The sequence below is a fragment of the Micromonospora sp. NBRC 107095 genome (genome assembly GCF_030269705.1).
Taxonomy (GTDB): domain Bacteria; phylum Actinomycetota; class Actinomycetes; order Mycobacteriales; family Micromonosporaceae; genus Micromonospora; species Micromonospora parva.
Genome location: NZ_BSTU01000005.1, coordinates 296,308 through 320,619, shown reverse-complemented (window position 1 = coordinate 320,619; position 24,312 = coordinate 296,308). Strand labels below are relative to the sequence as shown.

Sequence of the window (24,312 nt, the reverse complement as noted above, 5' to 3'; positions counted from 1 at the left end):
CCCGCTGATGAAGATCGCACGATTCGCCGCCCGGATGGCGGTGGGCGCCATGGCCACCGCGCTGGCCACCACCGCCGTCGCCGTACCGGCGGCTCAGGCCACCGGCAAGCCCAAGCCGCCCGGCACCACGTCCCTCGCCCAGGTGCTCACCAAGGACAAGGGCGGGTTCGACCGCAACTCGCGGGACTTCGACGTGCTCACCGCGGCCGTGCTGGCCGTGCTGGAAGCCAAGCCGAACTCGCCGGTCAAGGTGCTCACCGACGGCACCGTGGCGCTGACCGCGTTCATCCCCACCGACGCGGCCTTCCAGCAGTTGGTCCGCGAGATCACGCAGGCCAAGAAGTTGCCGAGTGAGAGCGCGGCCTTCACCGCCGTCGCCGGGCTCGGCATCGACACCGTCGAGTCGGTGCTGCTCTACCACGTGGTGCCGGGCGCCACCATCGACCGCAAGACGGCTGTCCGGGCCGACGGCACGGACCTGACCACCGCGCTCGGCTCCACAGTGGAGGTCGACGTGCGTACCTACCTGTACTTCTTCCGCCAGGTGCGGCTGGTCGACGCCGACACCAACGACCGTGACGCGCGCGTCGTCACCTTCGACGTCAACAAGGGCAACCGGCAGATCGCGCACTCCGTGGACCGGGTGCTCCGTCCGATCGACCTGCCCTGACCGGCGGCGGGTGGCGTCCGATCACGCGTCGGACGCCACCCGCGCCGGCCGTCAGCCCGAGGCGAGCGCGGCGATCTCCTCGTCGAGCAGGGCGGTCAGCTGGGCGTACCGCCCGGGATGGCTCTGTGCGGTCATCCCACGGCTGGGCATCTCCACGGTCATCAGCAGGTACAGGTGCAACCGGTAGAGACCGAGCCGGCGGCGGGCCGACGCGTCCAGCACCAGCGGCCGCGGTGCGGCGGCCCGGTAACCGCGCAGCAGCGGATGCTCCGGGTCGTCCTCGGCGCGCTGGAAGAGCCGCGGCGAGACCAGGTCCAGCAGGGGGTCGCCGTAGAGGAACCGTTCGCCGTCGACCAGGCCACAGAGCCGCAACCGGCCGTCACCGTCGGGTGCCGCCAACACGTTGCCGTCCCAGCAGTCGAAGTGCAGCAGCGCCGGGCGGCGCACCTCGTCCAGCACGTCGGCGTTCCGCCCCAGCAGCTCGTGCAGGCGCTGCGGTGTCACCGGCAGTCGGACGTCCCAGTCGGCCGCGTCGGCCAGCAGCTCGTCGAGCATCGCCGTGAACGCCGCCCGCCAGGTCGCTCCGGCGGCCCGGCCGCCGTCGTAACCGAACCGGTCACCGGTCACCTGGTGCAACGCGGCGAGAGCCACCCCCAGGTCGTAGCGCGCCGGGCCGTCGTCGAGCGCGCCGCCGGCCTCGGCCAGGTCGAACAGCGACCGGCCGGGCAGCAACTCGGTGACCAACCACTCGCCGTACGCCGGGTCGGTGCCGTGCCACAGCACCGCGGGCACGGGCACCTGCGGCGCGCGCTCGGCGACGAGCCGGAAGTATCGCTCCTCGGCGGCGCAGAGCCCGCGCTCGTAGCGCAGCAGCGGCGTCTCGGCCGACGGAGCCAGCTTCAGCACCACCCGCCGGCCGTCGTCGAGCAGCGCCCACCAGACCGTCGCGTACCCACCGCCGGTCAGCGGACCGGCGTCGGTGACCCGGGTGCCCGGCCCGAACGACGCGCCGACCAGGTATGCCACATCGGCGCTGGTGAGGGACTGTTGGGTCGGGCTGACGGCGGTCACGACGTGGTGTCCCCCCGGCGGGCCCGTGGCGCGGAGGCCGCGGTGGCGCGGGTGGAACGTGGGACGGGGCCGGCGGTGTCGCGGCGGATCAGCTCGGCGGGGAGCACCTCGACCCGGGGCACGGCGGCCCCGGGGCCGAGCACCAGGGACATCGCCCGCACTCCCATGTGGACCAAGGGTAGTCGCACGGTGGTCAACGCGGGGGTCACGTCCCGGGCGATGGGCATGTCGTCGAAACCCAGCACCGACACCTGCTGCGGCACCGCCAGCCCACGGATGCGCAGGGTGGCGAGCGCGCCGATGGCCATCGAGTCGTTGAGCGCCACGATCGCGGTCAACTCCGGGTCGGCGTCGAGCAGTCGGGCGGTGGCCTCGGCGCCACCGTCGCGGTCGAACTCCGCGTACCGGATGCGTCGTTCGGGCAGCTCACGGCCCTGCTCGGTGAGCGCCTGCCGCAGACCGGCCAGCCGGTCGGTCGTGGTGGTCAGGATGCGCGGGCCGGCGATCACGCCGATCGCCCGGTGCCCCAGGCCGCACAGCTCCCGCCCGGCCAGGTAGCCGCCGGCCCGGTTGTCCGGCATCACCGCGTCGCCGGAGTGCTCGTGCCGGCCGATCACCGCCACCCGCCCGCCGGTCGCCTCGTACGCGGCGAGCTTCTCGTTGAGCTGCCGGGTGAACACCTCGTCGTGGTAGCCCGAGCCGGCCAGGATCAGCGCCGCCACCTGGTGGCCGCGCAGCAGCTCCACGTATTCCAACTCGCGGTCCGGGTCACGGTAGCTGTTGCAGATCATCAGCAGCCGGCCCTGGTCGGTGGCGACCCGTTGCAGCCCTCGGGTGATCTCCGCGAAGTACGGGTCGGAGACGTCGTGCACGATCACCCCGACCGCACTGCGGTGCGAACGGGCCAGCAGTTGGGCGTGCGCGTTGGGCACGTACTGCAACTCGGCGACGGCGGCGAGCACCCGCTCGCGAAGCTCGTCGGTGACCGGTTTGCTGCTGCCGTTGATGACACGGGAAGCGGTGGCGGGTGAGACGCCCGCCCGGCGGGCCACATCGGACAGGGTCGCCATGGCCCGCCCCCTCGATCTGTTGACGGCGTTTCATCGTGCCGGCTAGCGTCACCGTACCGCAGAGAAAGCCCTTTCCCGCAGGGAGGCACGGCCGTGTCCGATCGCTTCGCGGTACGTCAACCCGACCACCCTCCCGCCCGCGCTGATCGGCCGGCACCGTTGCCCGGCGGGATCGGGGTGTCCCGGCTGCGCGTCTACGACACGGTGGCCCCCGACGGCCTGGTCGGCGGCACCCCGCACGTGCACCTGTGCTGCACCGAGGGGTACGTGGTGACCGACGGCGAGGGCGCGGTGCAGACCCTGACCACCGCCGGTTTCCGGGAGACGCCGCTGCGGCCGGGGGTGGTGGTCTGGTTCGAGCCGGGCACCGTGCACCGGCTGGTCAACGGGGGCGGGCTGGAAATCGTGGTGCTCATGCAGAACAGTGGCCTGCCGGAGGCCGGCGACGCGGTGCTGACCTTTCCGCCGGAGGTGCTGGCCGACCCGGCCGCGTACGCCGCGGCGGCGGCGTTGCCCGACGGGGGAGCGCCGGGGGCGGATGTGCGCGCCGCGTACCGCAGGCGGGATCTGGCGGTCGCCGGTTTCCAGGAGCTGCGGTCCGGCGGTCCGGCGGCGCTGGCCGCGTTCCATGCCGCCGCTGTCACGTTGCGCCAGCCGTTGCTGGCCCGGTGGCGGCAGCGGTGGGAGGACGGCGCGGGCCGTGCCGCCGCCGAGACCGCCGCGCAGCTCGACGCCCTGCGACGGGGGGATCCCGGGCACCTGGGCGACGCCGGGGTGTACACGGTGGACGAGCCGGTAGAGCGCGGTCGGCTGGGCATGTGCGGTCTCCTCGACACCTATCCGGCGATCGACGAATAGATCGAGGAAAGCCCTTGCCTGGTGTGAGGGGGGCCGCCTACTCTCCAGGAAAGCGTTTGCCTGATCCGCCGACCGGCCCGGTCCCTGGGTGCCGTGCCCGGCCCCGAGGAGGTTCCGCGTGACCGAGAACTCTTTGGACACGGCGGGCCGGCAGGCCGCCGACGAGGCGGGCGGTGCGCGCACCGCCGCCCCCGGGCCGGGAAGCGCCGGTGCTGCTGCGTCCACAATCCAGGAACAGTCGCGCGGCGCTGACCGACCCCCACGCCCGACGCTCGGCCGGCGGGCAGCCGCCCTCGCCGACTCGCTGTGGCGACCGGCGTTGGTGCTCGCGGTCTGCTTCGTCGCCTGGTGGTTCGTGGCGGCCCGGGAGTACGTCCCGAACTACCTGGTGCCCACACCTGGCCAGGTCTGGGAGACGATGACCACCCAGTGGTCCGAGCTGGCCCGGCACACAGTGGTCACCCTCTACGAGACGGTGCTCGGCTTCGTGCTGGCCGCCGCGTTGGGCCTGGTCACGGCGGTCGCCATCGCCTACTCCCGCACCCTGGACAAGGCGCTCTACCCGATCGTCCTGTTCGCTCAGGTCATCCCGAAGATCGCCATCGCCCCGCTGCTGGTGGTCTGGTTCGGCCTCGGCCTCACCCCGAAGATCATCCTGGCGGTGCTGATCGCGTTCTTCCCGGTGGTCATCTCCGGGGTGGCCGGTCTGCGCTCCACCGACCCGGAACTGCTCGACCTCGCCGCCACCATGGGCGCCGGCCCGTGGCGTACCTTCCGCAAGATCCGCTTTCCGAACGCGTTGCCACACCTGATGGCCGGCCTGAAGGTGGCCGTCACCCTCGCCGTGGTCGGTGCCGTGGTCGGCGAGTTCGTCGGCGCCAGCGAAGGGCTCGGCTACGTCCTGTTGCTGGCCAACGGCAACCTCGACGCCCCGCTGCTGTTCGCCGACCTGATCCTGATGTCCGCCATCGGCATCGTCCTGTTCGTCCTGGTCGAGATCGCCGAGGCACTGCTCATTCCGTGGCACGCCAGCCGACGCGCCGGCGTGTCCCTCACCACCTCCTGACCGACCCCATCACGGAGGCACCGATGAAACGCACCGCCACCACCATCCTGGTCACCGCCGCCCTGCTTCTCACCGCGACCGGCTGCGGTGGGGACGACCCCGCCGGCAGCACCAACGCCGACGGCAGCAAGCAGGTCACCCTCACCCTCAACTGGGTTCCCTACGGCGAGCACGCGCCCTTCTACTACGGCCTGCAGAAGGGCTACTACTCCGCCGAGGGCATCGACCTGAAGATCCTGCCCGGCAACGGCTCGGGCAACACGGTCAAGCAGGTCGCCCAGAAGCAGACCGACTTCGGTTGGGCGGACAGCCCCGTGCTGCTCAAGTCGGTGGCCAGCGGGATGCCGGTGCGCAGCCTCGGCGCGTACCTGGAGAAGGGACCCTCCTCCGTGGAGTTCTTCACCGAGGAGAACATCAAGACCCCGGCCGATCTCAGGGGCAAGACCGTCGGCGGCACCCCCGGCGACGCCCTCTACGCGACCTTCCCCGCCTGGCTGGAGAAGAACGGCGTCAAGAAGGACGACGTCAAGGTGGTCAACGTCGACGCCGCCGGCAAGATCGCCGCCCTGGCCGAGGGCAGGGTCGACGCCATCATGGGCTTCTTCCACGACCAGGCGCCCACCATCGAGAGCAAGACCGGCAAGAAGGTCGACGTCCTGCTCTTCGCCGACTACGGGATGAACCTGCTCGGCACCGGTCTGGTCGCCAACACGCAGACCCTGCAGAAGGACCCGGAGCTGGCCCGCAAGTTCGTCCGGGCCACCCAGAAGTCCTGGGCCGACGCCGCCCGGGACCCGGCCGGCGCGGTGAGCGCGATGGCGGCCCTGGCCGAGAACGAACCGGCGCCCGAGGTGCTCACCAAGCAGCTCACCCTCAACCTGCCACTGATCGGCGCGGACGGCCCGCCCGGGGTGAACACCGAGGCCCAGTGGACCGAGACCATCGAGCTGATGTCCCGCTACGCCGAGCTGAAGGACCCGGGAGCGCCCAGCGCCTACTGGGACTCCTCGTACGCGGCGCAGGGGTGACCCGGTGACCGCCGCGCCGGCAGCCACCGGCACCGCCATCGGGATGTCCGGGCTGACCGTCCGGTTCACCACCCGGCGGTCGCAGACCACCGCCCTGGACAACGTGTCACTGGACATCGAGCCGGGCGAGTTCGTCACGATCGTCGGCCCGTCCGGCTGTGGCAAGTCCACCCTCCTGAAGATCGTCGCGGGGCTGGTCACGCCGACCAGCGGCGAGGTGTCGCTGCTGCGGCGTCCGGTGCGCGGGCCGCAGAAGGACATCGGGTTCGTCTTCCAGAAGGCCGCGTTGCTGGAGTGGCGTGGCGCGCGGGCCAACATCCTGCTCCAGGCCGAGATGCGCGGCATGGACCGGACGACGGCCGCCCGCCGCGCCGACGAGCTGATCGAGATGACCGGCCTGACCGGCTTCGAGAAGGCGTTGCCGCACGAGCTGTCCGGCGGCATGCAGCAGCGGGTGGCGCTCTGCCGCGCGCTGCTGCACGCCCCGCCGGTCCTGCTCATGGACGAACCGTTCGGCGCCCTGGACGCGTTGACCCGCGAACAGATGAACGCCGAGCTGCACCGGATCTGGCGGGAGACCGGGACCACGGTGGTGCTGGTCACCCACTCCATCGCCGAGGCGGTCTTCCTCGGCACCCGGGTCGTGGTGATGAGTCCCCGGCCCGGCCGGATCATCCGCACCTTCCCGGTCGAGCTGCCGGCGCACCGCGACTACGCGCAGGTGATGTCGGATCCCCGCTTCGACCGGCTCGCCACCGACCTGCGTGGGTTGCTCGGCAGCGCTGCCGCCAACCACTGAACGCGGATCGGCACGACCAGCACGACGGAAGGAACACCATGACCCGCAGGTCGATCGGCATCATCGTCAACGGCGTGACCGGACGGATGGGCTACCGGCAGCACCTCGTCCGGTCGCTGCTGACCATCCGCGAATCCGGTGGTGTGGCGTTGGCCGACGGCACCACCATCTGGCCGGAGCCGGTACTGGTCGGGCGCAACGAGACGAAGCTCCGGGAGCTCGCCGAGCGGCATGGGCTGACCGACTGGACCACCGACCTGACCTCGGCGCTGGCCCGCGACGACATCGAGATCTACTTCGACGCGCAGGTCACCCAGCAGCGGGAGAAGGCGATCCGGCAGGCCATCGAGGCCGGCAAGCACATCTACACGGAGAAGCCCCTGGCCGAGGACACCGCGGCCGCGCTCGACCTGGCCCGGGCGGCGGACGCGGCCGGCGTACGGACCGGTGTGGTGCAGGACAAGCTCTTCCTGCCCGGTCTGCGCAAGCTCAAGCGTCTCATCGACGGCGGCTTCTTCGGGCAGATCCTGTCGGTACGCGGCGAGTTCGGGTACTGGGTCTTCGAGGGCGACTGGCAGCCCGCGCAGCGGCCGTCGTGGAACTACCGGGCCGAGGACGGCGGCGGCATCGTGGTGGACATGTTCCCGCACTGGCACTACGTGCTGGAGGAGCTGTTCGGCAGTGTCAACGCCGTGTCCTGCGTGATCGCCACGCACGTGCCCGAGCGGGTGGACGAGGCCGGCCACGCGTACCCGGCCACCGCCGACGACGCCGCGTACGCCATCTTCGAGCTCGACGGCGGGGTGATCGCGCAGATCAACTCGTCGTGGACCGTGCGGGTGTACCGCGACGAGCTGGTGGAGTTCCAGGTCGACGGCGTCGAGGGCAGTGCCATCGCCGGCCTGCGGTCCTGCCGGGTGCAGCACCGGGCGGTCACCCCGAAGCCGGTCTGGAACCCGGACCTGCCGGCGACCGAGGACTTCCGCGCCCAGTGGGCCGAGGTGCCCGACAACGAGGAGTTCGACAACGGCTTCAAGGTGCAGTGGGAGGCGTACCTGCGGCATGTCGTGGCCGGCGAACCGTTCCGGTGGGACTTCCTGTCCGGCGCACGCGGGGTGCAGCTGGCCGAGCTGGGGCTGCGCGCCGCCCGCGAGGGCGTCCGCGTCGAGGTGCCGGAGCTGCGCCCATGACCGCGGCCGTAATGTTGCCGGGTGGACGCCGGCACCGGTTCGTCGGGGGGAGCGGCTTCGCCCGACCGGACGCGCCGGTGACCAGCCGGATCGCGTACGCCGCCGCGCACGTGGTCGCCGATCCGGCCGCGGAGAACGTGCCGGGCGCCCCGGCGGCGGTGGACTGGGACACCACCCTCGCCTTCCGGCGGCACCTGTGGTCGTACGGGCTGGGGGTCGCCGAGGCGATGGACACCGCCCAGCGGGGGATGGGGTTGGACTATCCGGCGACCCGGGAGCTGATCCGGCGCAGCGCCGCCGAGGCCCGCGCGGTGGGTGGGCGGATCGTCGCCGGGGTCGGCACCGACCAGTTGCCGGCCGGTCCGGCCACCCTGGCGGCGGTCACCGCCGCGTACGCCGAGCAGCTCGACGACGTGCGCGCGGCCGGCGCCCGGCCGGTGCTGATGTGCAGCCGGCACCTGGCCGCCGCCGCGCGCGGCCCGGAGGACTACCTCCGGGTGTACGACGAGCTGCTGAGCGCCGCCGACGAGCCGGTGGTGCTGCACTGGCTGGGTCCGATGTTCGACCCGGCGTTGACCGGCTACTGGGGTGCGGTCGACCTGGACCTGGCAGCCGACACGGTCGTCGAGCTGATCAAGACCCACCAGTCCATGGTGGACGGCATCAAGGTATCGCTGCTGGACGCCGACCGGGAGGTCGCGTTGCGCCGTCGCCTGCCGGCCGGGGTACGCCTCTACACCGGTGACGACTTCCACTACCCGGAGCTGATCCGGGGCGACGAGGTGGGTCACTCCGACGCGCTGCTCGGGGTGTTCGCGGCCATCGCGCCGGCCGCCGCCGCCGCGCTGGCCGCCCTGGACCGGGGGGACCTGACGGCGTACGACGGGATATTCGCGCCCACCGTGCCGCTGGCCCGGCACCTGTTCGCGGCGCCGACCTGGCACTACAAGACGGGGATCGTGTTCCTGGCGTGGTTGGCCGGGCACCAGGACCACTTCACCATGGTCGGTGGCGCGCAGTCCGGACGGTCGCCGGCGCACCTGGCCACCCTGCTCACCCTGGCCGACGCGGCCGGGCTGCTGCCCGACGCCGAGCTGGCCGCCGCCCGCGCCCGGGCCCTGTTCACCGTGGCAGGGGTGGCCCAGTGAGCGCGAGGAGTGAGCCGGGTTTGCGAGCCCCGCAGTCGCGAGCGGAGACCAGCCCAGTGAGCGCGAGGAGTGAGCCGGGTTTGCGAGCCCCGCAGTCGCGAGCGGAGACCGGCCCAGTGAGCCTGACCCGATTCTCGTTCAACCAGGCCACCGCCCAGCGTTGGCCGTTGCCGGAGGTGGTGGCCGGGTGCGCGGCGGCCGGCGTGCCGGGCATCGGCCTGTGGCGGGAGCCGGTGGCCGGGTACGGGTTGGCCCGTTCGGCGAAACTGGTCCGCGACGCGGGTCTCGCCGTCACGTCGCTGTGCCGGGGTGGGTTCTTCACGGCCGACGACTGGCGCGCGCAGAACCTGCGGGCCATCGAGGAGGCAGCCGTCCTCGGGGCCCCGGAGCTGGTGCTGGTGTCCGGTGGGTTGCCCGCCGGCAGCCGGGACATCGACGGCGCCCGGCGTCGGGTCGCCGACGCGATCGGTGAGTTGGCCCCGCACGCCCAGGCCGCCGGGGTGCGGCTGGCCATCGAGCCGCTGCACCCGATGTTCGCCGCCGACCGGTGCGTCATCAGCACCCTGGGTCAGGCGTTGGACATCGCCGAGCGGTTCGACCCGGCGGTGGTCGGCGTGGTCGTGGACGCGTACCACGTCTGGTGGGATGACACGGTGTACGCGCAGATCGCCCGCGCGGGCGAGTGGATCGCCGCGTTCCAGGTCTGTGACTGGGTGACCCCGCTGCCGGAGGGGGTGCTGCTCGGCCGGGCGTTGCCCGGCGACGGGTGCATCGAGCTGCGCCGGCTGCGCGAGGCGGTCGATGCGGCCGGTTACGCCGGCCCGATCGAGGTGGAGGTCTTCTCCGCCGAGGTGTGGGCGCGTCCGGGCGCGCAGGTGCTCGACGCGGCGATCGCCGGGTACCTGCGTCACGTTGTCTGACCTGCCCGAACGGCGGTGGCCGGCGGCCGTCGGCGCCTGGCTGGGCATCGGCACCGCACCCGCCACGCTGGTGCTCGGCGCGGCGATGGCCGCCCGGCACGGCGGCGCGGTGCCGGTGGCCGGGCTGCTGGTCGGTGGGGCGCTGATGGCGGCCCTGCTCTGGGGGCAGGGCCGGATCGGTCTGCGCCGGCCGCTCGGCGACGGCGCACCGTTGACGGCGGTGCTGCCCGCGTACCTGGGGGACACCTCGCGGTTGCTGCTGGCGGCGGTGCTGGCCGCGTCGATGATCGGGTGGAACGGGTTCAACGTGGGCCTCGGCGGGGCCTCGCTGGCGGCGCTGACCCACCTGCCGGCCTGGGCCGGGCCGGCCTTGCTGGAGGTGGCGGTCCTCGCCGTCTCGTGGGCGCCGGCCCGGCTCGGCAACCGGGTCGCGGTGCTCACCACGCTCAGTGCTGTGGTGCTGGTCGGCTGGTGCCTGACGGTGCTGCCGCCACCGGGTGCGCCGGTCCGGCTGGCCGCCGGTGGGCTCGTCGACGCTGCGGCGCTGATCGGGTACGCGGCCGTGTTCGCGCTGCGCGCACCGGACTTCAGCGTGGGTCTTGCCCGGCGGCGGGACCTGGCCTGGTGCGTGGGGTTGTTGGTCGGGCCGGCGTTGCTCGGGGTGCTCGCCGGTGCCGGCCTGTGGCTGCGCACCGGCTCGGCCGACGTGGTGGCGTTGCTCGCCGCCGGCTCGGGGCTGGCCGGGTACGCGAACCTGTTCGTCGCGGTGGCGGTCTTCGCGGCGGCGCTGACCACCACGTACTCCGGTTCGTTGGCGTTGCGTGGCCTGGCTCCCCGGCTGCCGGTGCGGGCGGCGATGCTGCTCGTCGCGGTGCTCGGCGGTGTGTTGGCGGTGGCGCGGTTCGACCGTCTGGTGCTGCAGTGGTTGACGGTGCTGGCCGCCGCGCTCCCGGTGCTGGTGGTGCCGATGGCCGTGGAGGCAGCGGCCCGTCGGCGCGGTCGTGTCCCGCGTACCGTCCCCGCCTGGTGCTGGGTGCCTCCGGCGCTGCTCGCGGTGGCCTGCACGCTCGCCGGCGTGGGTGCCGCCCCGCTGCTGGGGCTGGCCCTCGCCGGGGCCTGTACTGTGCTCTGGAGGCGCCGAGGTGGCGGGGGCCACCCGATTGGTGGCGCTTAGCGGGTGGCGTGCGAGCCGTGGTCGCTGACCTGGGCATCGAACCAGTGGTGCAGGGCATCGCGAAGCGCCGCGTCGTCTGTGGCGTAGGTGACGCGCGCGCCGCCGGGAACGGCTTCGTACGTGATGGTGATCCGTCCGCCGTGTGCCCGAAGCGTTGCCAGGCCCGGCATCTCGGCGCCGTGGATGCGGGCGGGGTCGCTGAAGTCACCGCGCCGGAACCGCTCGACCTCGGAGCTCAGGTGTTGTTGGACCAGGGTGACCTGGGTGGTGTCCTGGGGGTCGTCGGCGACCACGCTCTGCACGCCGCCGGTGTCGCTCTTCGTGAACCGGTGCGTGGTGCGTTCCAGGTCGAACGGCATGACGGAAGCCCCTCGTTCGGCGACGTCGGCCTGCCGATCGGAGGTGGTCGTTGTCGGTATCGACGGCGCGGAGTCGTCGGCGCAACCGCCGGTCAGCGCGGCGGCGGCGATGGCCGCCAGGAGGAGAGCCCGATGGGGGCGAGGGCGGTTAGAACGGTTCACCGGTGGCCTCCACGAGGGTCTGGAGCGCACGCACCACTGCCGCGCGCTGGTCGTCGGGCACGCGATCGAGCAGTGCGGACAGCCGGGTCCGACGGGCATCGGCCTGTCGGGTGGCGGCCGTGGCGCCAGTGGGAGTCAGCAGAAGCAGAACGCCACGACCGTCACCCTCGGCCGTCTCTCGGTGCACCCAGCCCCGGTTGACCAGGTTGGTGACCAGGCGGCTGACGCTGCTCTTCTCCAGACGCAGCCGGCGAGCCAACTCCACCTGCCGGATCTGCCCCTCCCGAGCGATCTCCACCATGGCGTGCGCCTCCGACACGGGCAAGGGCTGCCCGCAGGGTGTCCGGTCGGGCTGATGGAGGCCGAAATTGCGGACGAAACGCATCAGTGCTTCCTGCGCCGCGTCGAGCTCAGCAGCCTGCATGGTTCGACAGTACAACCAGGTAGTTCGGCCGTGCAACCATTGTGGAGAGCCGAGTCGGAGCCTCTTGGGAAACACGGCGTCACACCGGAGAGCGACCCGGTTGGAAGACCTGCTGGGCGGTCACCCCTCCGTCGGGCCCGACGCTGACCGGGGCGTACGCCCTGCCCTGGCGGGGTCCGGAAAAAGTGATCTAGGCGCGGCCGGCAGAACGTGATCTTATACGCACCGGCGATCCGTAACACCGCGCAAACCATCGATTAACCGTCGGCGGCTTAGGTGGGGGAGCGCTCCCATAAGCGGGTCGCGTTCGATGAACAGCTCCACAAGGGAGCAACCGAAAGGAGCCTCGTGGCTACAGGCACGAGCAGAGACAGGGTGCGAAGACTAGCGATACCGACTCTGGTCTTCGCCCTGATCGCCGGCACCACCGGCATCGCGGGACCGGCGTCGGCGGCCCCGGCGGGACCCAAGGGCGGCGGCGCGGGCGGGTACTTCACCCCCGGGTCCGACAAGAAGGTCATCCTGACCGACGGCGCCGATCGCCGGCCGGGCGGCAGGAACGCGGCCGAGCAGCAGGCCACGGCGGACGAGAGCCGTCCGGGCAGGTACATCGTCGAACTGGCCGAGGAGCCCCTGACCTCGTACGCCGGTGGCTCGTCCGGGCTGGCGCGAACCCGCCCGGAGCCGGGTGACCGGCTGGATGTGACGTCCGCGCCGGCGCGGGCCTACCGCAGCCACCTCGACGCGCAGCGCAGCGCCGTCGCCGCCGCCGCGAAGGTCCAGGTCACCGCCGCCTACACCACCGCCTTCAACGGGTTCTCCGCGAAGCTGACCACCGAGCAGGTGACCGCGCTGCGGGCGGACAAGCGCGTCCGCGCCGTCACCGCCTCACGGGCGCTGGGCACCCCGACGCCCCCGCCCACCGCTCCGATCGCGACCACCCCGGCCACCGCCACTCCTGAGCAGCGGGCCCAGTCGGCGGGAGCGGACACCGCCGGCCGGCCGGACACCCCCGGCAAGCCCGGCAAGCCCGGCCCTGGTACCGGCGCGGGCATGGTGATCGGCGTCCTGGACACCGGCATCTGGCCGGAGAGCGCGTCGTTCGCCAAGAAGATGCCCGCCCCGGCGAGTTGGCGCGGCACCTGCCAGACCGGTGTCGCCTTCGTGGCCGAGCACTGCAACGGCAAGATCGTCGGTGCCCGGTACTTCGCCGACTCGTGGCTCGCCTACGGCGGCACGGTGCCCGAGGGTGAGATCCTGTCCCCCCGCGACGTGGCCGGGCACGGCACGCACACGGCCTCCACCGCGGCCGGTCTGCCGCTGCCGAACGTCACCATCGACGGTCGCCGCTTCGGCCCCGTCTCCGGGGTGGCCCCGGACGCCCAGATCGCCGTCTACAAGGTGCTCTGGGGTGGCATGGGCTACGACGCCGACATCATCGCCGGTATCGACGCCGCGGTCGCCGACGGCGTGCAGGTGCTCAACTTCTCGATCGGCTCCCAGCTCGGTGACTGGGAGGCCAACACCCCGATCGGCATCGCGTTCCTCAACGCCACCCTCGCCGGGGTCTTCGTGGCCGCGTCGGCGGGCAACACCGGCATCGTGAGCGGGGCGATCAGCAACGCGGCACCGTGGGTGACCACTGTCGGCGCGGCGGTGACCAAGCTCGACGAGGCGACGGTCAAGCTGGGCGACGGTACGAAGCTCGTCGGCGGTTCGCTGGACGCCCTGCCCGGTGGCGACTCGCGGCCGATGGTCTTCGGCGACCAGGCCGGCTCGCCCGACCTGGGCGCGGTCTACTGCGAACCCGGCAGCCTCGACAGTGCCAAGATCAAGGGCAAGGTCGTCGCCTGCGCGCTGTCCGACATGTTCGGCTCCGCCGCCGAGATCAAGGCCAAGGGCGGGGCGGCGATGGTGGTGTTCGACCCGGTCGGCAACTACCGGATCAACTCCATCTTCAACTTCCCGGTGGTCTACCTGCCCACCGAGAAGCAGGCCGGCACGCTCTTCAACTACCTGATGCGCCACCCCACCGACGCGAAGGTCTCCCTGCGCAGCGGTGGTGACGGCTCCAGCGTTCCGGGCCTGCCCAGCGTGGCGGACTTCTCCTCCACCGGCCCGGACAAGGTGACCCTCGGCGTCTTCAAGCCGGACCTGGTCGCCCCGGGGTCGAACATCATCGCGGCGGTCTCCCCGGCCGGTAACTTCGGGCGGAACTACGACGCGTACTCCGGCACCTCGATGGCCTCGCCGTACGTGGCCGGCGCGGCGGCGATCCTGCGCGCCACCCACCCGGACTGGTCACCCGGCGCGGTCGCCTCCGCGCTGCGGACCACCGCCACCGACACCGTCGGCACCACCGACCCGCTGGAGCAGGGCAGCGGGTTCATCAACCTGGCCAAGGCCACCGACCCCGGCCTGGTCATCCAGCCGACGGCGAAGGAACTGGTCACGTTCAGCGAGACGGCCCAGCCCGACGGCAAGGAACTCAACCTGCCGGCCATCTCGTTGCGCGAGTACGACGGCACCCGCCCGGTGACCGTCACCCGCACCCTGACCAACGTGGGCAAGACGAAGGAGACCTACCGTTCGTCGGTGTCCGGCCTGCCCGGCATGAAGGTCACCGTGTCCCCGGCATCGGTGACGCTGGCACCCGGCACGTCCGCGACGGTGACCATCACCGTGCGTCGGGGCAGCGCACCCTGGGACCGGTACGTGACCGGGGCGATCACCTGGCAGGGCAAGGCACACAGCGCCCGGATCCCGGTCGCCGCCCGCCCGTGGGGCATCACCCCCCGACCGTACGCCGACGACGGCGAGGAGTTCGGTCGGATGACCAACGGTGCGTTCGGCTCGCTCCAGCCCGGCTTCACCGGACCGTTCGTCGGCCGTAGCACCGGTTACACGCCGATGCGGCGGACGTCGTACTCGATGCCGGCCGGCGTCTACGGCGGCGTGTTCGACCCGAAGGCCACCGGGGTGAAGAAGGTCGACTTCACAGTGCCGGCGAACACCGCCGGCATCGTGGTCGAGACCACCACCGACGACCCGAACACGAACCTCGACCTGTACCTGTACAAGGGTGACAAGCTGATCTACAGCAGTGACAGGTACTGGACCAGCACCGAGCAGGCCTACAAGTTCCTGCCCGAGCCGGGGCGCTACACGGCGTACGTGTTCGCGCAGTTCCCCGGCTCTCCGGTGGTCGACTTCCAGCTCGGCCACGCCATCATCGGGCGCAACGCCACGTACGCCGGTGCCACGCTGGAGCCCCCCTCCACGGTGGAGCGCGGCCTGACGTACTCGTTCAAGCTGAAGCCGACGAAGCCGCTGCCCGATGGTGACTTCTGGGCCTACACCGAGTGGAGCACCAACGGCACCGTCGTCCCCGGCAACCTCGTCTACACCCAGCAGAGTTCCTGGGAGTAGACCGTCCTGAGCTGTGGGGCGGTGCCGTCGCGCACCGCCCCACAGCCCGCGTCCGGATCAGAGTGTCAGTCGTTCGACGAAGGCGCGGCGCGAGTTGACGTCGCTCAGCGGCAGGGCAGTCAGCTCGTAGCCGAGCTGGGTGTAGGCGGCGGCCATGGCGTCGTGGGTGCGTACCGCCTCGGCGAAGTCCTGGTGTCGCTCGCTGTCGTTGGCGTATATCTCCGGCCAGGGCGGTGCGATGAAGACGCGCCGGTGGTAGCGGAACCGCCGTGCCGCCGCCGCCACGTGGTCCGGAACGGGCCAGCCGAGCAGGAGGTGGTAACCGACCAGGTCCGGAATGCCGCGATCGAAGAAGACCGGGCCGGTGTGCTGGCCGGCGAGACGGTAGGACCGGATCTCCCAGCTCAGCGTGATCTCGGCGTACAGCCGGGAATCCGCGCCGTGCACAGCCTGACCGCCAATCCGAAGCTGGTCCTGGGTGATCTGTCGCCCCGCCTCCTCGACGCAGGCATGGCCGACACGTCGCAGGCTGTCGAGCAGCGTTGACTTGCCGGCTCCCGGTCCACCGGTGATGACCACGTATCGACTGCTCATGCGGACCCTCTGAATCGGTGGGCGACGGGCGCGCCCTTGGACTTCTCGCGGCGCTGAGAGGGAGATCTTGGACAGTTTCCGTTACGTCGGAACAGCAACTGTCCAAGATCTCCGTCATTTCACGACGCGATCGTGAGCGGTGGCGGGCGGGGTCGCCCCGCCCGCCACCGCGTGACGGTCAGCTGACCGTGATGGTCAGGTTGATCGAGCGGGTCTCCCCGCTGGTGTAGGTGGTCGTCACCCGGGCGGTGAAGGTGCCCCTGCGGGAGTAGCTGTGGGCGATCGAGCGCAACGTCGCCCCGTGCGTGACGGCGCTGTTGTCACCGAAGTCCCACGCGTAGTCGGTGATGCTCTGCCCGGACGGTGCCGTCGCGGTCGCCGTCAGCGTGGTGTTCAGCGTTCCGGTGCCGCTGGCCGGGTTCGCCGCCAGGGACAGCGTCCCGCCCGGCTCCTGCTTGACTCCGGCGCCGTTGAACCGTAGCCAGTCCAAGGCGAGCAGGTCCGGGGTGCCACCGGTCTGGGCGGCGTTGACGAACCGGGCGTACAGGGTGGTGGTGCCGGTGGGCTTGTTGGTCAGCGTGACGGTGGGGGAGACCAGGTTGTCCCAGCCGCCGGTCGAGCCGATGGTGGCGCTGCCGATCAGCGTGCCGGTGGGTGAACCGGTCCGCAGTTCGATGGTTCCGCCGAGCCCGCCGTTGGTCACCCCGAGCGTCACCGACCCGATGTTGCGCAGGTCTGCCGGCCCGAACGCGACCCAGTCGTTGTGGTCGACCTCGCCGAGCCGCTTTCCGGCGCGGGCGGTGGCCCGGTCGTTGACGGTGACGCCGGACTGGGCGCTGAAGTGCTCCGCCTCCTTGCTCTTCGGCTGCAACTGGACCCGGGTGGAGCCGGTCAACGCCGGTACGCCACCGGCCGCGCCGCCGTCGGTGTACTGCGCGGTGATCAGGGTGTACAGGTTCTGCCCCGGCCCGTGGCCGTCACCGGCGTCGGCCTCGGTGGCGAGCAGCCCCGAGCAGCCGGTGTACACGTCCAACGGGTGGGCGTGCTGGTCGTGGCCGAGTTGCGTCTGCACCGTCACCTTGGCGCAGTCGATGGTGGCGTCCTCCGGGTCGGTGACCGTCACCGTGTACGGGATCTTGTCGCCGAAGTCGAAGAAGCCGCCGTCGGGCACGGTGATGGTGACCGTCGGTCGGGTGTTGCCGACCACCACCTCGGTGACGGCGGTGGCGGTCAACCCGTTGCCGCTGTTGCGGACGGTCACCCGGGCGGTGTGCCTGCCGGCGGTGGAGTAGGTGAAGCTCGGGTTGGCGGCGGTCGAGTCGGTGCTGCCGTCGTTGGTGAAGTCCCAGGCGTAGCTGAGCGCCGTGCCGTCACCCGCCGTCGTGCCGGCCGAGGAGAAGCTGACCGACAGTGGCGCGCGTCCGCTGTCCGGGGTGGCGGCTATCTTCGCGGTCGGTGGCCGGCCGTTGGCGACGTAGTCGATCCGGTAGATGCCGGCACCGGCGTTGCTGCCGCCGCGTCCGCTGCCGGTGCCCTCGCCGAAGTCGATGACGTAGAGCGAACCGTCCGGGCCGAACTCCGCCTCGAAGGGCTGGATCCAGCTCATGGTGTCGAAGATTCCGTTGATCGACTGGAGGTCACCCACGGCGGTCGGCGCGAAGCGGGCGTTGCCGAACGTCTGCGCCGTCTTGTGGATCGACAGCGTCTTGAACCACCGGCGGGTCAGCTCATAGGTGATCCACTTGCCCTCGAAGTACTCCGGGAACTTCGTCGTGCGGGGGTTCGCCGGGTCGTAGTCGTAGACCGGGCCGCTCATCGGCCCGCCACCGCCGGTGCCCAGCTCGGGGAACTGGGTCGAGGCGGAGTACGCGTACCAGACCAGCGCCGACTTCGCCGCCGGCAGGGTGGTCAGGCCGGTGTTGTTGGGCGAGTTGTTCACCGGCGCGGCGCAGTTGAACTTCGCCCCGGAGGTGTTGGTGGCGAAGTTGTAGTCGTTGAACGGGATGTTGTTGCCCACGCAGTACGGCCAACCGAAGTTGCCGGCGCTGGTGATCCGGTTGAACTCGACAGTCCCCTCCGGGCCACGGTTGGGGTCGGCGGCGCGGGCGTCCGGGCCGTAGTCGGCCACCAGCACCGCATTGGTCTGCGGCTCGATGGTGATCCGGAACGGGTTGCGCATGCCCATCGCGTAGATTTCCGGCCGGGTCCTGGCGGTGCCGGCCGGGAAGAGGTTGCCGCTGGGCACTGTGTACGTACCGTCGGCCTGTGGGGTGATCCGCAGGATCTTGCCGCGCAGGTCGTTGGTGTTGCCGGCGGTGCCCTGGGCGTCCCAGGCGGCGCGGCCGGCGCGTTCGTCGATCGGGGTGTAGCCACTGGAGGCGAACGGGTCGGTGTTGTCACCGATCGCCGCGTAGAGCCGGCCGGCACCGTCCATGGCGAGGGACCCGCCCATGTGCGAGTTGGCCCGGCCCTCGCCCCGGTAGGTGGGGACGGCCAGCAGGCGTTTCTCCGAGGAGAGCGCCACGCTGTTGTTGGCGACGGTGAACCGGGAGAGGTTGAGCTGTTTGAGGGTCTTGTCCGACCAGAGCAGGTAGATCCAGCCGTTGCTGGCGAAGTTGCGGTCCAGGGTCATGCCGAGCAGCCCGTCGGACTGGTCGGTCATCGCCGAGGTGTACGCGAAGTCCAGCAGCGTGGTGACCTGGAGCGTGTCCTGGTTCACCACCTTCAGCGCGCCGGTGCGCTGGATGTAGTAGACCTTCCGGTCCGGGCCGACGGCCAACTCGAACGGGTCGGCCAGGTTCTCGGTGACCAGACCCACCCGTTCGAAGTTGCCGGACTTGGTGGCCGAGCAGTCACCGGCGACCGCGCCGGCCGCCCACTCGATGCCGTAGCGCAGGTGCTCCAGGAAGGTGGCGTTGCTGAACTGGGAGCTGGCGTGCCCGCCGGCGGTGAACCAGGACCGGCCGCCGTCGTAGCGCTGACACCAGGAGTACGCGTGGTCGACGCCCTCGTCCAGGCCGTTGATCCCGTCGCGCACCTTGATCTGCGCGAGGGTGTGCACCTTGCCGGTCGGGTTGGTCCGCCAGTTGTACCACTCCTCGCTCTGCTCCCAGAGCTCCGGCAGGTTGCGGGTGGAGGGGTGCGCCCGGTCGAGCACCTTGACCCGGCCGGGGAACGTGCCGCCGGTGGCGGAGAAGTCGGGGTGGTAGTCGAAGATCGTGCCGACCAGACCCTCGTACCAGGTCCAGTCGCGTTCGCTGGCCGAGGCGGCGTGCAGGCCGGCCCAGCCGCCGCCGTTGCGGATGAACGTCTGCAACGCCGCCCGCTGGCTGGCGTTGAGCAGGTCGCCCGAGGTGGGCAGCGAGTTGGTGTTGTTGAACACGAGAGCGTCGAAGGTGGCGAGGTTGGCGTCGGTGAAGGCCGCGGCGTCGGTGGTGGCGACGACCTCGAAGTTGTGGGCGGCGCCGAGCTGCTGGATCGCGGCGATGCCGGCCGGGATCGAGTCGTGGTAGAAGTTGGTGATCTTGGAGAAGACCAGCACCCGGAAGCGCGGGGCGGCCTCGGCGGGCAGGGCGGTGGTGGTGCTCACCACGGCGGCGACGGCGAGCAGGATCAGGCAGAACGCGCGGAGGTGTCCGGGCATGGGGGCGCTCCCTGTTGGACGGTGAGGGGTCGGAAAGCGCTTTCTCGCTGCCCGCACCACGGTACTGACAGCCAGTGACAACCGTCAATAGCGCTCTGGTAAGCGTTTTCCTGAGCCGTTGCGACTGGTGACCCTTGCACTACGCTGCTTTCTGCGAGATGCGGCGATGAGGAGTACCGGTTGACCGACATGCGCGGCAACGGGCCGGAGGGGCCCTGGGGTGAGCTGGTCACGGTCATCATGGACAGGTACGACGCGCTTCCGCCGCTGCGTCGGATTCGTCCGGAGGTGGAAGAGGCGGCAGCCGTCCTGGCGCGCACCGGCTTCGTTCGCGCGGCCAACGACCTGCCCCGCGACGGCCTCGCCGCCAGCGTGAAGGAGGCCATCCGCCAGTGGTCCCCGAACCCGCGCCGGCTGGTGGTCTACTGGGCCGGTCACGGCAAGGCCGTGCACGGCGGCGAGTTCTTCCTGTGCTGCCGGGACACCACCGGCCCGGAGCCGGCGCAGGAGACCGCGATGTCGGCACGGCGGCTCGGTGAGCTGCTCGCCACGAAGGACGTCGCCGAGATCGTCGTCCTGGTCGACGCGTGCGGCGCCGGTGGTGCCGCTGACGAGATCGTCGACGGGTTCCGTCGGCAGGCGGAGCGCCGCGTCGCGGCCGGTGGCGGCCGGCCCAACATCGCGGTGATCAGTTCCGCGAGCCGGTTCGAGGTGGCGAAGGAACGGGTCTTCTCCCGGGCTCTCGCCGAGGTGCTCAGGGACGGGCCGCCACCGGATCCGTCGTACCTGCCGTGGACCGACCGGGACCGGCACATCACCCCGAACGAGCTGGCCCAGGCGCTGCGGGTGAAGCTCGCGGGCATCGGTGCCGGCCGGATCCTGCAGACCCCCGACCATGACATGGCGGGCATGGTGGGCCGATTCTTCCGCAACCCACGGCACCGCGGCTGGCTGCCCGACGTCAACGTCGACGAGCAGCGCCAGCGCAACGCGTTGCTGCCGGCGGACGTCGTCGAGCACTTCATGCTCAAGTTCCGGGGCATCGATGCCGGAGACGACCAGGGGTGGTATTTCACCGGCCGGCACACCGTGCTGCGACGGATCGTGGCCTGGCTCAACGACGACCGGCCGGGCATGCTCGCCGTCACCGGGTCTCCGGGGTGCGGCAAATCGGCAGTGCTCGGTCGGCTGGCGATCCTGTCGGTCCCGGACTACCGGCAGGAGGTGGAGATCCACGGTGGCCTCAGCGGGGTCCCGGTGGACACCATCCCGACAGCCGGGTCGATCCACGCGGGAGTGCACGCCAAGAACAAGGCCATCCTGGACTGTGTCAACGAACTGTCCGAGGCCCTGAACATCACCGCGCCCAGCCGTGGTTGGCAGACCGCGAGCGAGTTCGTGCACCGGGTCAGCGAGGTTCGCCGTCACCGGGCGACGATCCTGCTGGACGCGCTGGACGAGGCACAGCACCGCGACATCCGCCTGATCGCCTCGGAACTGCTGCGACCTCTTGCCGAGCTGCCCGGCATCAAGGTCCTCGTGGCTACCAGGCCGGACCGCTCGCGTGACCCGGTGAGAGCCGAGCAGGGCCACCGGCCGTTGCTGCGTGCCCTGGGGGTGAGCGACGACCAGGTGATCTGGCTGGACCGCGACGCCGACCAGGACGCGGACATCGCCAGCTACTCGTTCCGGCGGCTGACGCACACCGCAGGCTCTCCCTACATAGGACGCGACGGCGAGGCCCGGCTTGCGGCGGAGGAGATCGCCGCCCACAGCAACGGCGTGTTCCTCTTCGCCCGCCTCCTCACCCGACGACTCGCCCGGATGCCGCAGGTCGCTGACCTCGGCTCGCCGCAGATGCGCAGCATGCTCAGCGGCAGTGTCGTCGATGCCTTCGCCGAGGACCTCGCCCGCTTCGGCGACCACGAGCGCAGGGTCCGTGACCTGCTCACCCCGCTGGCCTGGGCGGAGGGCGCCGGGCTGCCGCGCCGGGACGTGTGGCTCGCCCTCGCCAACGCCGTCACCGACGGCGGTTCGTACACCGAGGCAGACCTGCACTGGTTGATGGCCAACGCCGGCGCGCACCTGGTGGAGTCGAGTGAGGACGGCCAGGCTGTCTACCGTCTGTACCACCAGTCGTACAACGACTACCTCCGACTGGGCACCCAGACCCGGCGGGTGCAGGCGCTCATCACCAGGGCCCTGGTCGGCCTGACGACGATCGATGGCGTCCGTCGGTGGCCGGACGCCAATCCGTACGTCCTGCGGCACCTGGCGACGCACGCCGCTGCCGGTGACAGCCTGCCGGAACTCGTCGACGACAGCGCCTTCCTGCTCTACGCCGAGCCGACCCGGCTGTGGCGGGTCCTGGCCGGTGTCGACCACCGCGATCGGCCGTTGGTCCGGCTCTACTGGCGCACCGCCGCCGATTTCCCGGACATGTCCACCGCGCAGCGCGCCGCCGCGTTGCAGTCGGTGGCCCTCGCGCACGAGCCGGAGGCCCTGCCGCTGTTGCACCCGGTCGACGAAGTCCCCTGGCGGGGCCTGTGGGGCCGGGGCGAGCGCAGCGCCTTCCACCGACGCCTGGCCGGGCACACCAGCGCGGTGACCGCGGTGGCGATCCGTGAGGTGTCGCGCGACGTGGTCATCGCCACGGCCAGTGGGGACGGCACCGTCCGCGTCTGGGACACGACAGGCAACCACCGGGCGACGCTGCGGGGGCACCGCGCTCCGGTGCTCGCCGTCGAGATCGTCGCCGTCGACGGGCGAAACTTCGTCGCCACCGGTGGCGCCGACGGCACGGTGCGGCTCTGGGACCTCACCACCGGCGCGCAGGAAGCGTCGGTGAGTCACGCCGGCGGTTGGGTGCACGCGCTGGCGGCGGTCAACCTGCCGGGCGGGCGGGCGTTGCTCGTCGGCGGCGACGAGGCGGGCAGCGTGCGGATCTGGGGGCTGCCGGCCCTGAACCTGCACACCACCCTGCCGGACCATCTCACGACGGTGCGGGCGATCGTGACGGCCCAGGGTCGGGACGGCCGTTGCCTCGTCGTCACCGGCGGCGACGACGGCCGGGTACGCCTCTGGGACCCCGACGGGTGGGTCCTGCTGCGGACGTTGGGGACCACCGGTTGGATCTACGCGTTGGCGGCGGCCACCATCGGCGGTCGGCTCCTGCTGGCCACCGGCGGTGCGTTCGGCACGGTGACACTGTGGGACGCGGGGACCGGCGAGTCCCACGTCAGCTGCACCGGTCACACCGGAGCGGTCAACGCTCTCGCCTTCGGTGAGATCGACGGCCGGACGGTGCTGGCCACCGCCGGTGACGACGGCGGTGTGCGCCTGTGGGACCCGGTGAGTGGCTCCGCGCTGCGCACGCTGCGGCATCCGCCGTCGGTGTACCACTCCGAAGCCGACTGGGCCGGTGAAGGCCGCCGGATGCTCGCGCTCGAAGGGCCGGAGGGTCCCGGCGATGAGCAGGCGCCGCGCGACGATCCGCCCGCCGACCGCGAGTCGATCCTCGCCCTGGGGTTCAACACGGGTCGGGGGCCGGCGGTGCTGGCCACCGGCGGTGCCGACCGCACCTTGCGGCTCTGGGAGACGGTGACGTCGACCGGCGGCACCACCCGGGACGACGGCAGGTTCACCACCAGCGCGGTGTTCACCCGGATCGGCTCCGAGCACGTGCTGGTGACCGGCGGCCGTGACGGGCGGGTGCTGGTCTGGGATGCGGTGACCGGACGGGTCCGCCAGCCCATCGTCGGGGTCGGCGCGGTGAACGCCCTGGCGGTCACCGAGCTGGGTGGCCGGCCGGTCGTCGCCGTCGCCGCCGGTCAGTCCGTACGACTGCGCGACGCCGCCACCGGCAACCTGTTGGACTCCACCCGTGCGAATGCCGTGCTGTCCGTCATGGCGGTGGCGTTCTGCGACCTGGGGGAGGGCGTCCTTGTCGCCTACACGGGCGACCTGGGGCAGCTTGTGCTGTGGTCTCCGGCGACGCACGAGAGGTGGACAGTGCAGACGGCGGGCGGCCGGGTCAACGCCCTCGCCGTCGCCGTCCACGGGGACCGGAGGGTCGTGGCGACGGTCGGCTTCTCCGACACCGTCGAGCTGCGGGATCTCGGTGCTGAGGAGGTCCAGCTGCTGGTCGGGCACAAGGGCTACGTGCGGGCGCTCGCGGCCGGCAGCCTGTCCGGCCGACCAGTGCTCGCCACCGGCGGGCAGGACAACAACGTCGTGCTCTGGGACGTCGAGCGGGGCGAAAAGATCCACACGCTGCGGGGGCACGGGGAGGCGGTGAACGCGCTCGCCTTCGGTGAGATCGACGGGCGCACGGTGCTGGTTTCGGGCGGCGACGACCGCACGGTGCTGCTCTGGGACTGCCGGACCGGCCAGCGTCTGGCCCAACTGACCACCCAGACGGCGGCGGTACGCGCACTGGCGATCATTGAACGCGACGGTCGGACGCTCCTGGCCAGCGGCGGCGACGACGGTGTTCACACGGTGGAGCTGCGGCGACTTCCGGCACCGCCCGAGCAGGGCGGGGCGACGGACGGCCGCCGGCAGCGCGTCCGGGCGGATGGGCCGGTCTTCGCCCCGGAACCGGAGCCCTCCTCCATGGCGGCGACGCCGACCCCGCCGGAAGAGTCAGAGGGTCGGCGACGCCGCACCTGGACGCCCTGGCCCCGAGGGAACTGAGCCAGCCGAACC

General features: G+C 71.5%; 17 protein-coding genes. 11 read left to right on the top strand and 6 right to left on the bottom strand.

From position 1 onward, the window contains the following. The first annotated feature begins 7 nt into the window (after positions 1-7). The gene (locus QSK15_RS24300) at positions 8-670 is read left to right on the top strand and encodes a fasciclin domain-containing protein (protein ID WP_285796455.1); all 663 of its coding nucleotides are present in this window, start codon (positions 8-10) and stop codon (positions 668-670) included. Between the two features lie 51 nt (positions 671-721). On the opposite strand, the gene QSK15_RS24295 is transcribed toward QSK15_RS24300, so the two are convergent. Together QSK15_RS24295 and QSK15_RS24290 are read right to left on the bottom strand one after the other, a co-directional pair. Then, the gene (locus QSK15_RS24295; RefSeq protein WP_285796454.1) at positions 722-1,741 is read right to left on the bottom strand and encodes a phosphotransferase family protein; all 1,020 of its coding nucleotides are present in this window, start codon (positions 1,739-1,741) and stop codon (positions 722-724) included. Further along, positions 1,738-2,811, bottom strand: a complete 1,074-nt coding sequence (locus QSK15_RS24290; protein WP_285796453.1) for a LacI family DNA-binding transcriptional regulator — start codon at positions 2,809-2,811, stop codon at positions 1,738-1,740. Before QSK15_RS24290 ends, QSK15_RS24295 begins: the two co-directional genes overlap by 4 nt. Before the next feature lie 93 nt (positions 2,812-2,904). Here QSK15_RS24290 and QSK15_RS24285 point away from each other — a divergent pair, with 93 nt between their 5' ends. From QSK15_RS24285 to QSK15_RS24250, 8 genes are all read left to right on the top strand, one after another. Continuing rightward, positions 2,905-3,669, top strand: coding sequence for a cupin domain-containing protein (locus tag QSK15_RS24285; RefSeq protein ID WP_285796452.1), 765 nt, complete (start codon positions 2,905-2,907; stop codon positions 3,667-3,669). Between the two features lie 118 nt (positions 3,670-3,787). Continuing rightward, positions 3,788-4,735, top strand: coding sequence for an ABC transporter permease (locus tag QSK15_RS24280; RefSeq protein WP_285796451.1), 948 nt, complete (start codon positions 3,788-3,790; stop codon positions 4,733-4,735). A 23-nt stretch (positions 4,736-4,758) separates the two neighbouring features. After that, entirely contained in the window at positions 4,759-5,763 is a 1,005-nt protein-coding gene (locus QSK15_RS24275; RefSeq protein ID WP_285796450.1) for an ABC transporter substrate-binding protein, read from the top strand. Positions 5,764-5,806: 43 nt separating this feature from the next. Then, positions 5,807-6,562: an ABC transporter ATP-binding protein gene (locus QSK15_RS24270; RefSeq protein ID WP_502889649.1), complete on the top strand. Its 756-nt coding sequence runs from the start codon at positions 5,807-5,809 to the stop codon at positions 6,560-6,562. A gap of 38 nt (positions 6,563-6,600) precedes the next feature. After that, entirely contained in the window at positions 6,601-7,752 is a 1,152-nt protein-coding gene (locus QSK15_RS24265; protein ID WP_285796448.1) for a Gfo/Idh/MocA family protein, read from the top strand. Beyond that, complete coding sequence (locus tag QSK15_RS24260) at positions 7,749-8,900, top strand: dihydrodipicolinate synthase family protein (protein WP_285796447.1); 1,152 nt, start codon at positions 7,749-7,751, stop codon at positions 8,898-8,900. The genes QSK15_RS24265 and QSK15_RS24260 overlap by 4 nt, the downstream gene beginning before the upstream one ends. Before the next feature lie 122 nt (positions 8,901-9,022). Beyond that, positions 9,023-9,820, top strand: coding sequence for a sugar phosphate isomerase/epimerase family protein (locus QSK15_RS24255; protein WP_285796717.1), 798 nt, complete (start codon positions 9,023-9,025; stop codon positions 9,818-9,820). Continuing rightward, the gene (locus QSK15_RS24250) at positions 9,813-10,994 is read left to right on the top strand and encodes a purine-cytosine permease family protein (protein ID WP_285796446.1); all 1,182 of its coding nucleotides are present in this window, start codon (positions 9,813-9,815) and stop codon (positions 10,992-10,994) included. The genes QSK15_RS24255 and QSK15_RS24250 overlap by 8 nt, the downstream gene beginning before the upstream one ends. On the opposite strand, the gene QSK15_RS24245 is transcribed toward QSK15_RS24250, so the two are convergent. After that, a complete protein-coding gene (locus tag QSK15_RS24245; protein ID WP_285796445.1) occupies positions 10,991-11,515 on the bottom strand; it encodes a hypothetical protein in 525 nt (174 codons plus the stop codon). The genes QSK15_RS24250 and QSK15_RS24245 overlap by 4 nt on opposite strands. Beyond that, a complete protein-coding gene (locus QSK15_RS24240; RefSeq protein ID WP_285796444.1) occupies positions 11,502-11,939 on the bottom strand; it encodes a MarR family winged helix-turn-helix transcriptional regulator in 438 nt (145 codons plus the stop codon). The genes QSK15_RS24245 and QSK15_RS24240 overlap by 14 nt, the downstream gene beginning before the upstream one ends. 375 nt (positions 11,940-12,314) lie before the next feature. On the opposite strand from QSK15_RS24240, the gene QSK15_RS24235 reads away from it, so the two are divergent. Continuing rightward, the gene (locus QSK15_RS24235; RefSeq protein WP_285796443.1) at positions 12,315-15,368 is read left to right on the top strand and encodes a S8 family serine peptidase; all 3,054 of its coding nucleotides are present in this window, start codon (positions 12,315-12,317) and stop codon (positions 15,366-15,368) included. Positions 15,369-15,425: 57 nt separating this feature from the next. Here the strand turns inward: QSK15_RS24235 and QSK15_RS24230 are convergent, their stop codons facing one another. Both QSK15_RS24230 and QSK15_RS24225 read right to left on the bottom strand, forming a co-directional pair. Further along, positions 15,426-15,962, bottom strand: coding sequence for an AAA family ATPase (locus tag QSK15_RS24230; protein WP_285796442.1), 537 nt, complete (start codon positions 15,960-15,962; stop codon positions 15,426-15,428). 178 nt (positions 15,963-16,140) lie between these two features. Continuing rightward, positions 16,141-19,605, bottom strand: coding sequence for a ThuA domain-containing protein (locus QSK15_RS24225; protein ID WP_285796441.1), 3,465 nt, complete (start codon positions 19,603-19,605; stop codon positions 16,141-16,143). A 189-nt stretch (positions 19,606-19,794) separates the two neighbouring features. Here QSK15_RS24225 and QSK15_RS24220 point away from each other — a divergent pair, with 189 nt between their 5' ends. After that, positions 19,795-24,300 (top strand): WD40 repeat domain-containing protein, encoded by a 4,506-nt coding sequence (locus QSK15_RS24220; protein ID WP_285796716.1) that lies wholly within the window; start codon positions 19,795-19,797, stop codon positions 24,298-24,300. Positions 24,301-24,312: the final 12 nt, after the last annotated feature.

Bases quoted from the DNA above. Each gene is read 5' to 3' on its own strand.
- QSK15_RS24265 (WP_285796448.1), top strand. From the start codon at position 6,601: ATGACCCGCAGGTCGATCGGCATCATCGTCAACGGCGTGACCGGACGG.
- QSK15_RS24300 (WP_285796455.1), top strand. From the start codon at position 8: ATGAAGATCGCACGATTCGCCGCCCGGATGGCGGTGGGCGCCATGGCC.
- QSK15_RS24260 (WP_285796447.1), top strand. From the start codon at position 7,749: ATGACCGCGGCCGTAATGTTGCCGGGTGGACGCCGGCACCGGTTCGTC.
- QSK15_RS24240 (WP_285796444.1), bottom strand. From the start codon at position 11,939: ATGCAGGCTGCTGAGCTCGACGCGGCGCAGGAAGCACTGATGCGTTTC.
- QSK15_RS24270 (WP_502889649.1), top strand. From the start codon at position 5,807: ATGTCCGGGCTGACCGTCCGGTTCACCACCCGGCGGTCGCAGACCACC.
- QSK15_RS24225 (WP_285796441.1), bottom strand. From the start codon at position 19,605: ATGCCCGGACACCTCCGCGCGTTCTGCCTGATCCTGCTCGCCGTCGCC.
- QSK15_RS24290 (WP_285796453.1), bottom strand. From the start codon at position 2,811: ATGGCGACCCTGTCCGATGTGGCCCGCCGGGCGGGCGTCTCACCCGCC.
- QSK15_RS24275 (WP_285796450.1), top strand. From the start codon at position 4,759: ATGAAACGCACCGCCACCACCATCCTGGTCACCGCCGCCCTGCTTCTC.
- QSK15_RS24230 (WP_285796442.1), bottom strand. From the start codon at position 15,962: ATGAGCAGTCGATACGTGGTCATCACCGGTGGACCGGGAGCCGGCAAG.
- QSK15_RS24220 (WP_285796716.1), top strand. From the start codon at position 19,795: ATGCGCGGCAACGGGCCGGAGGGGCCCTGGGGTGAGCTGGTCACGGTC.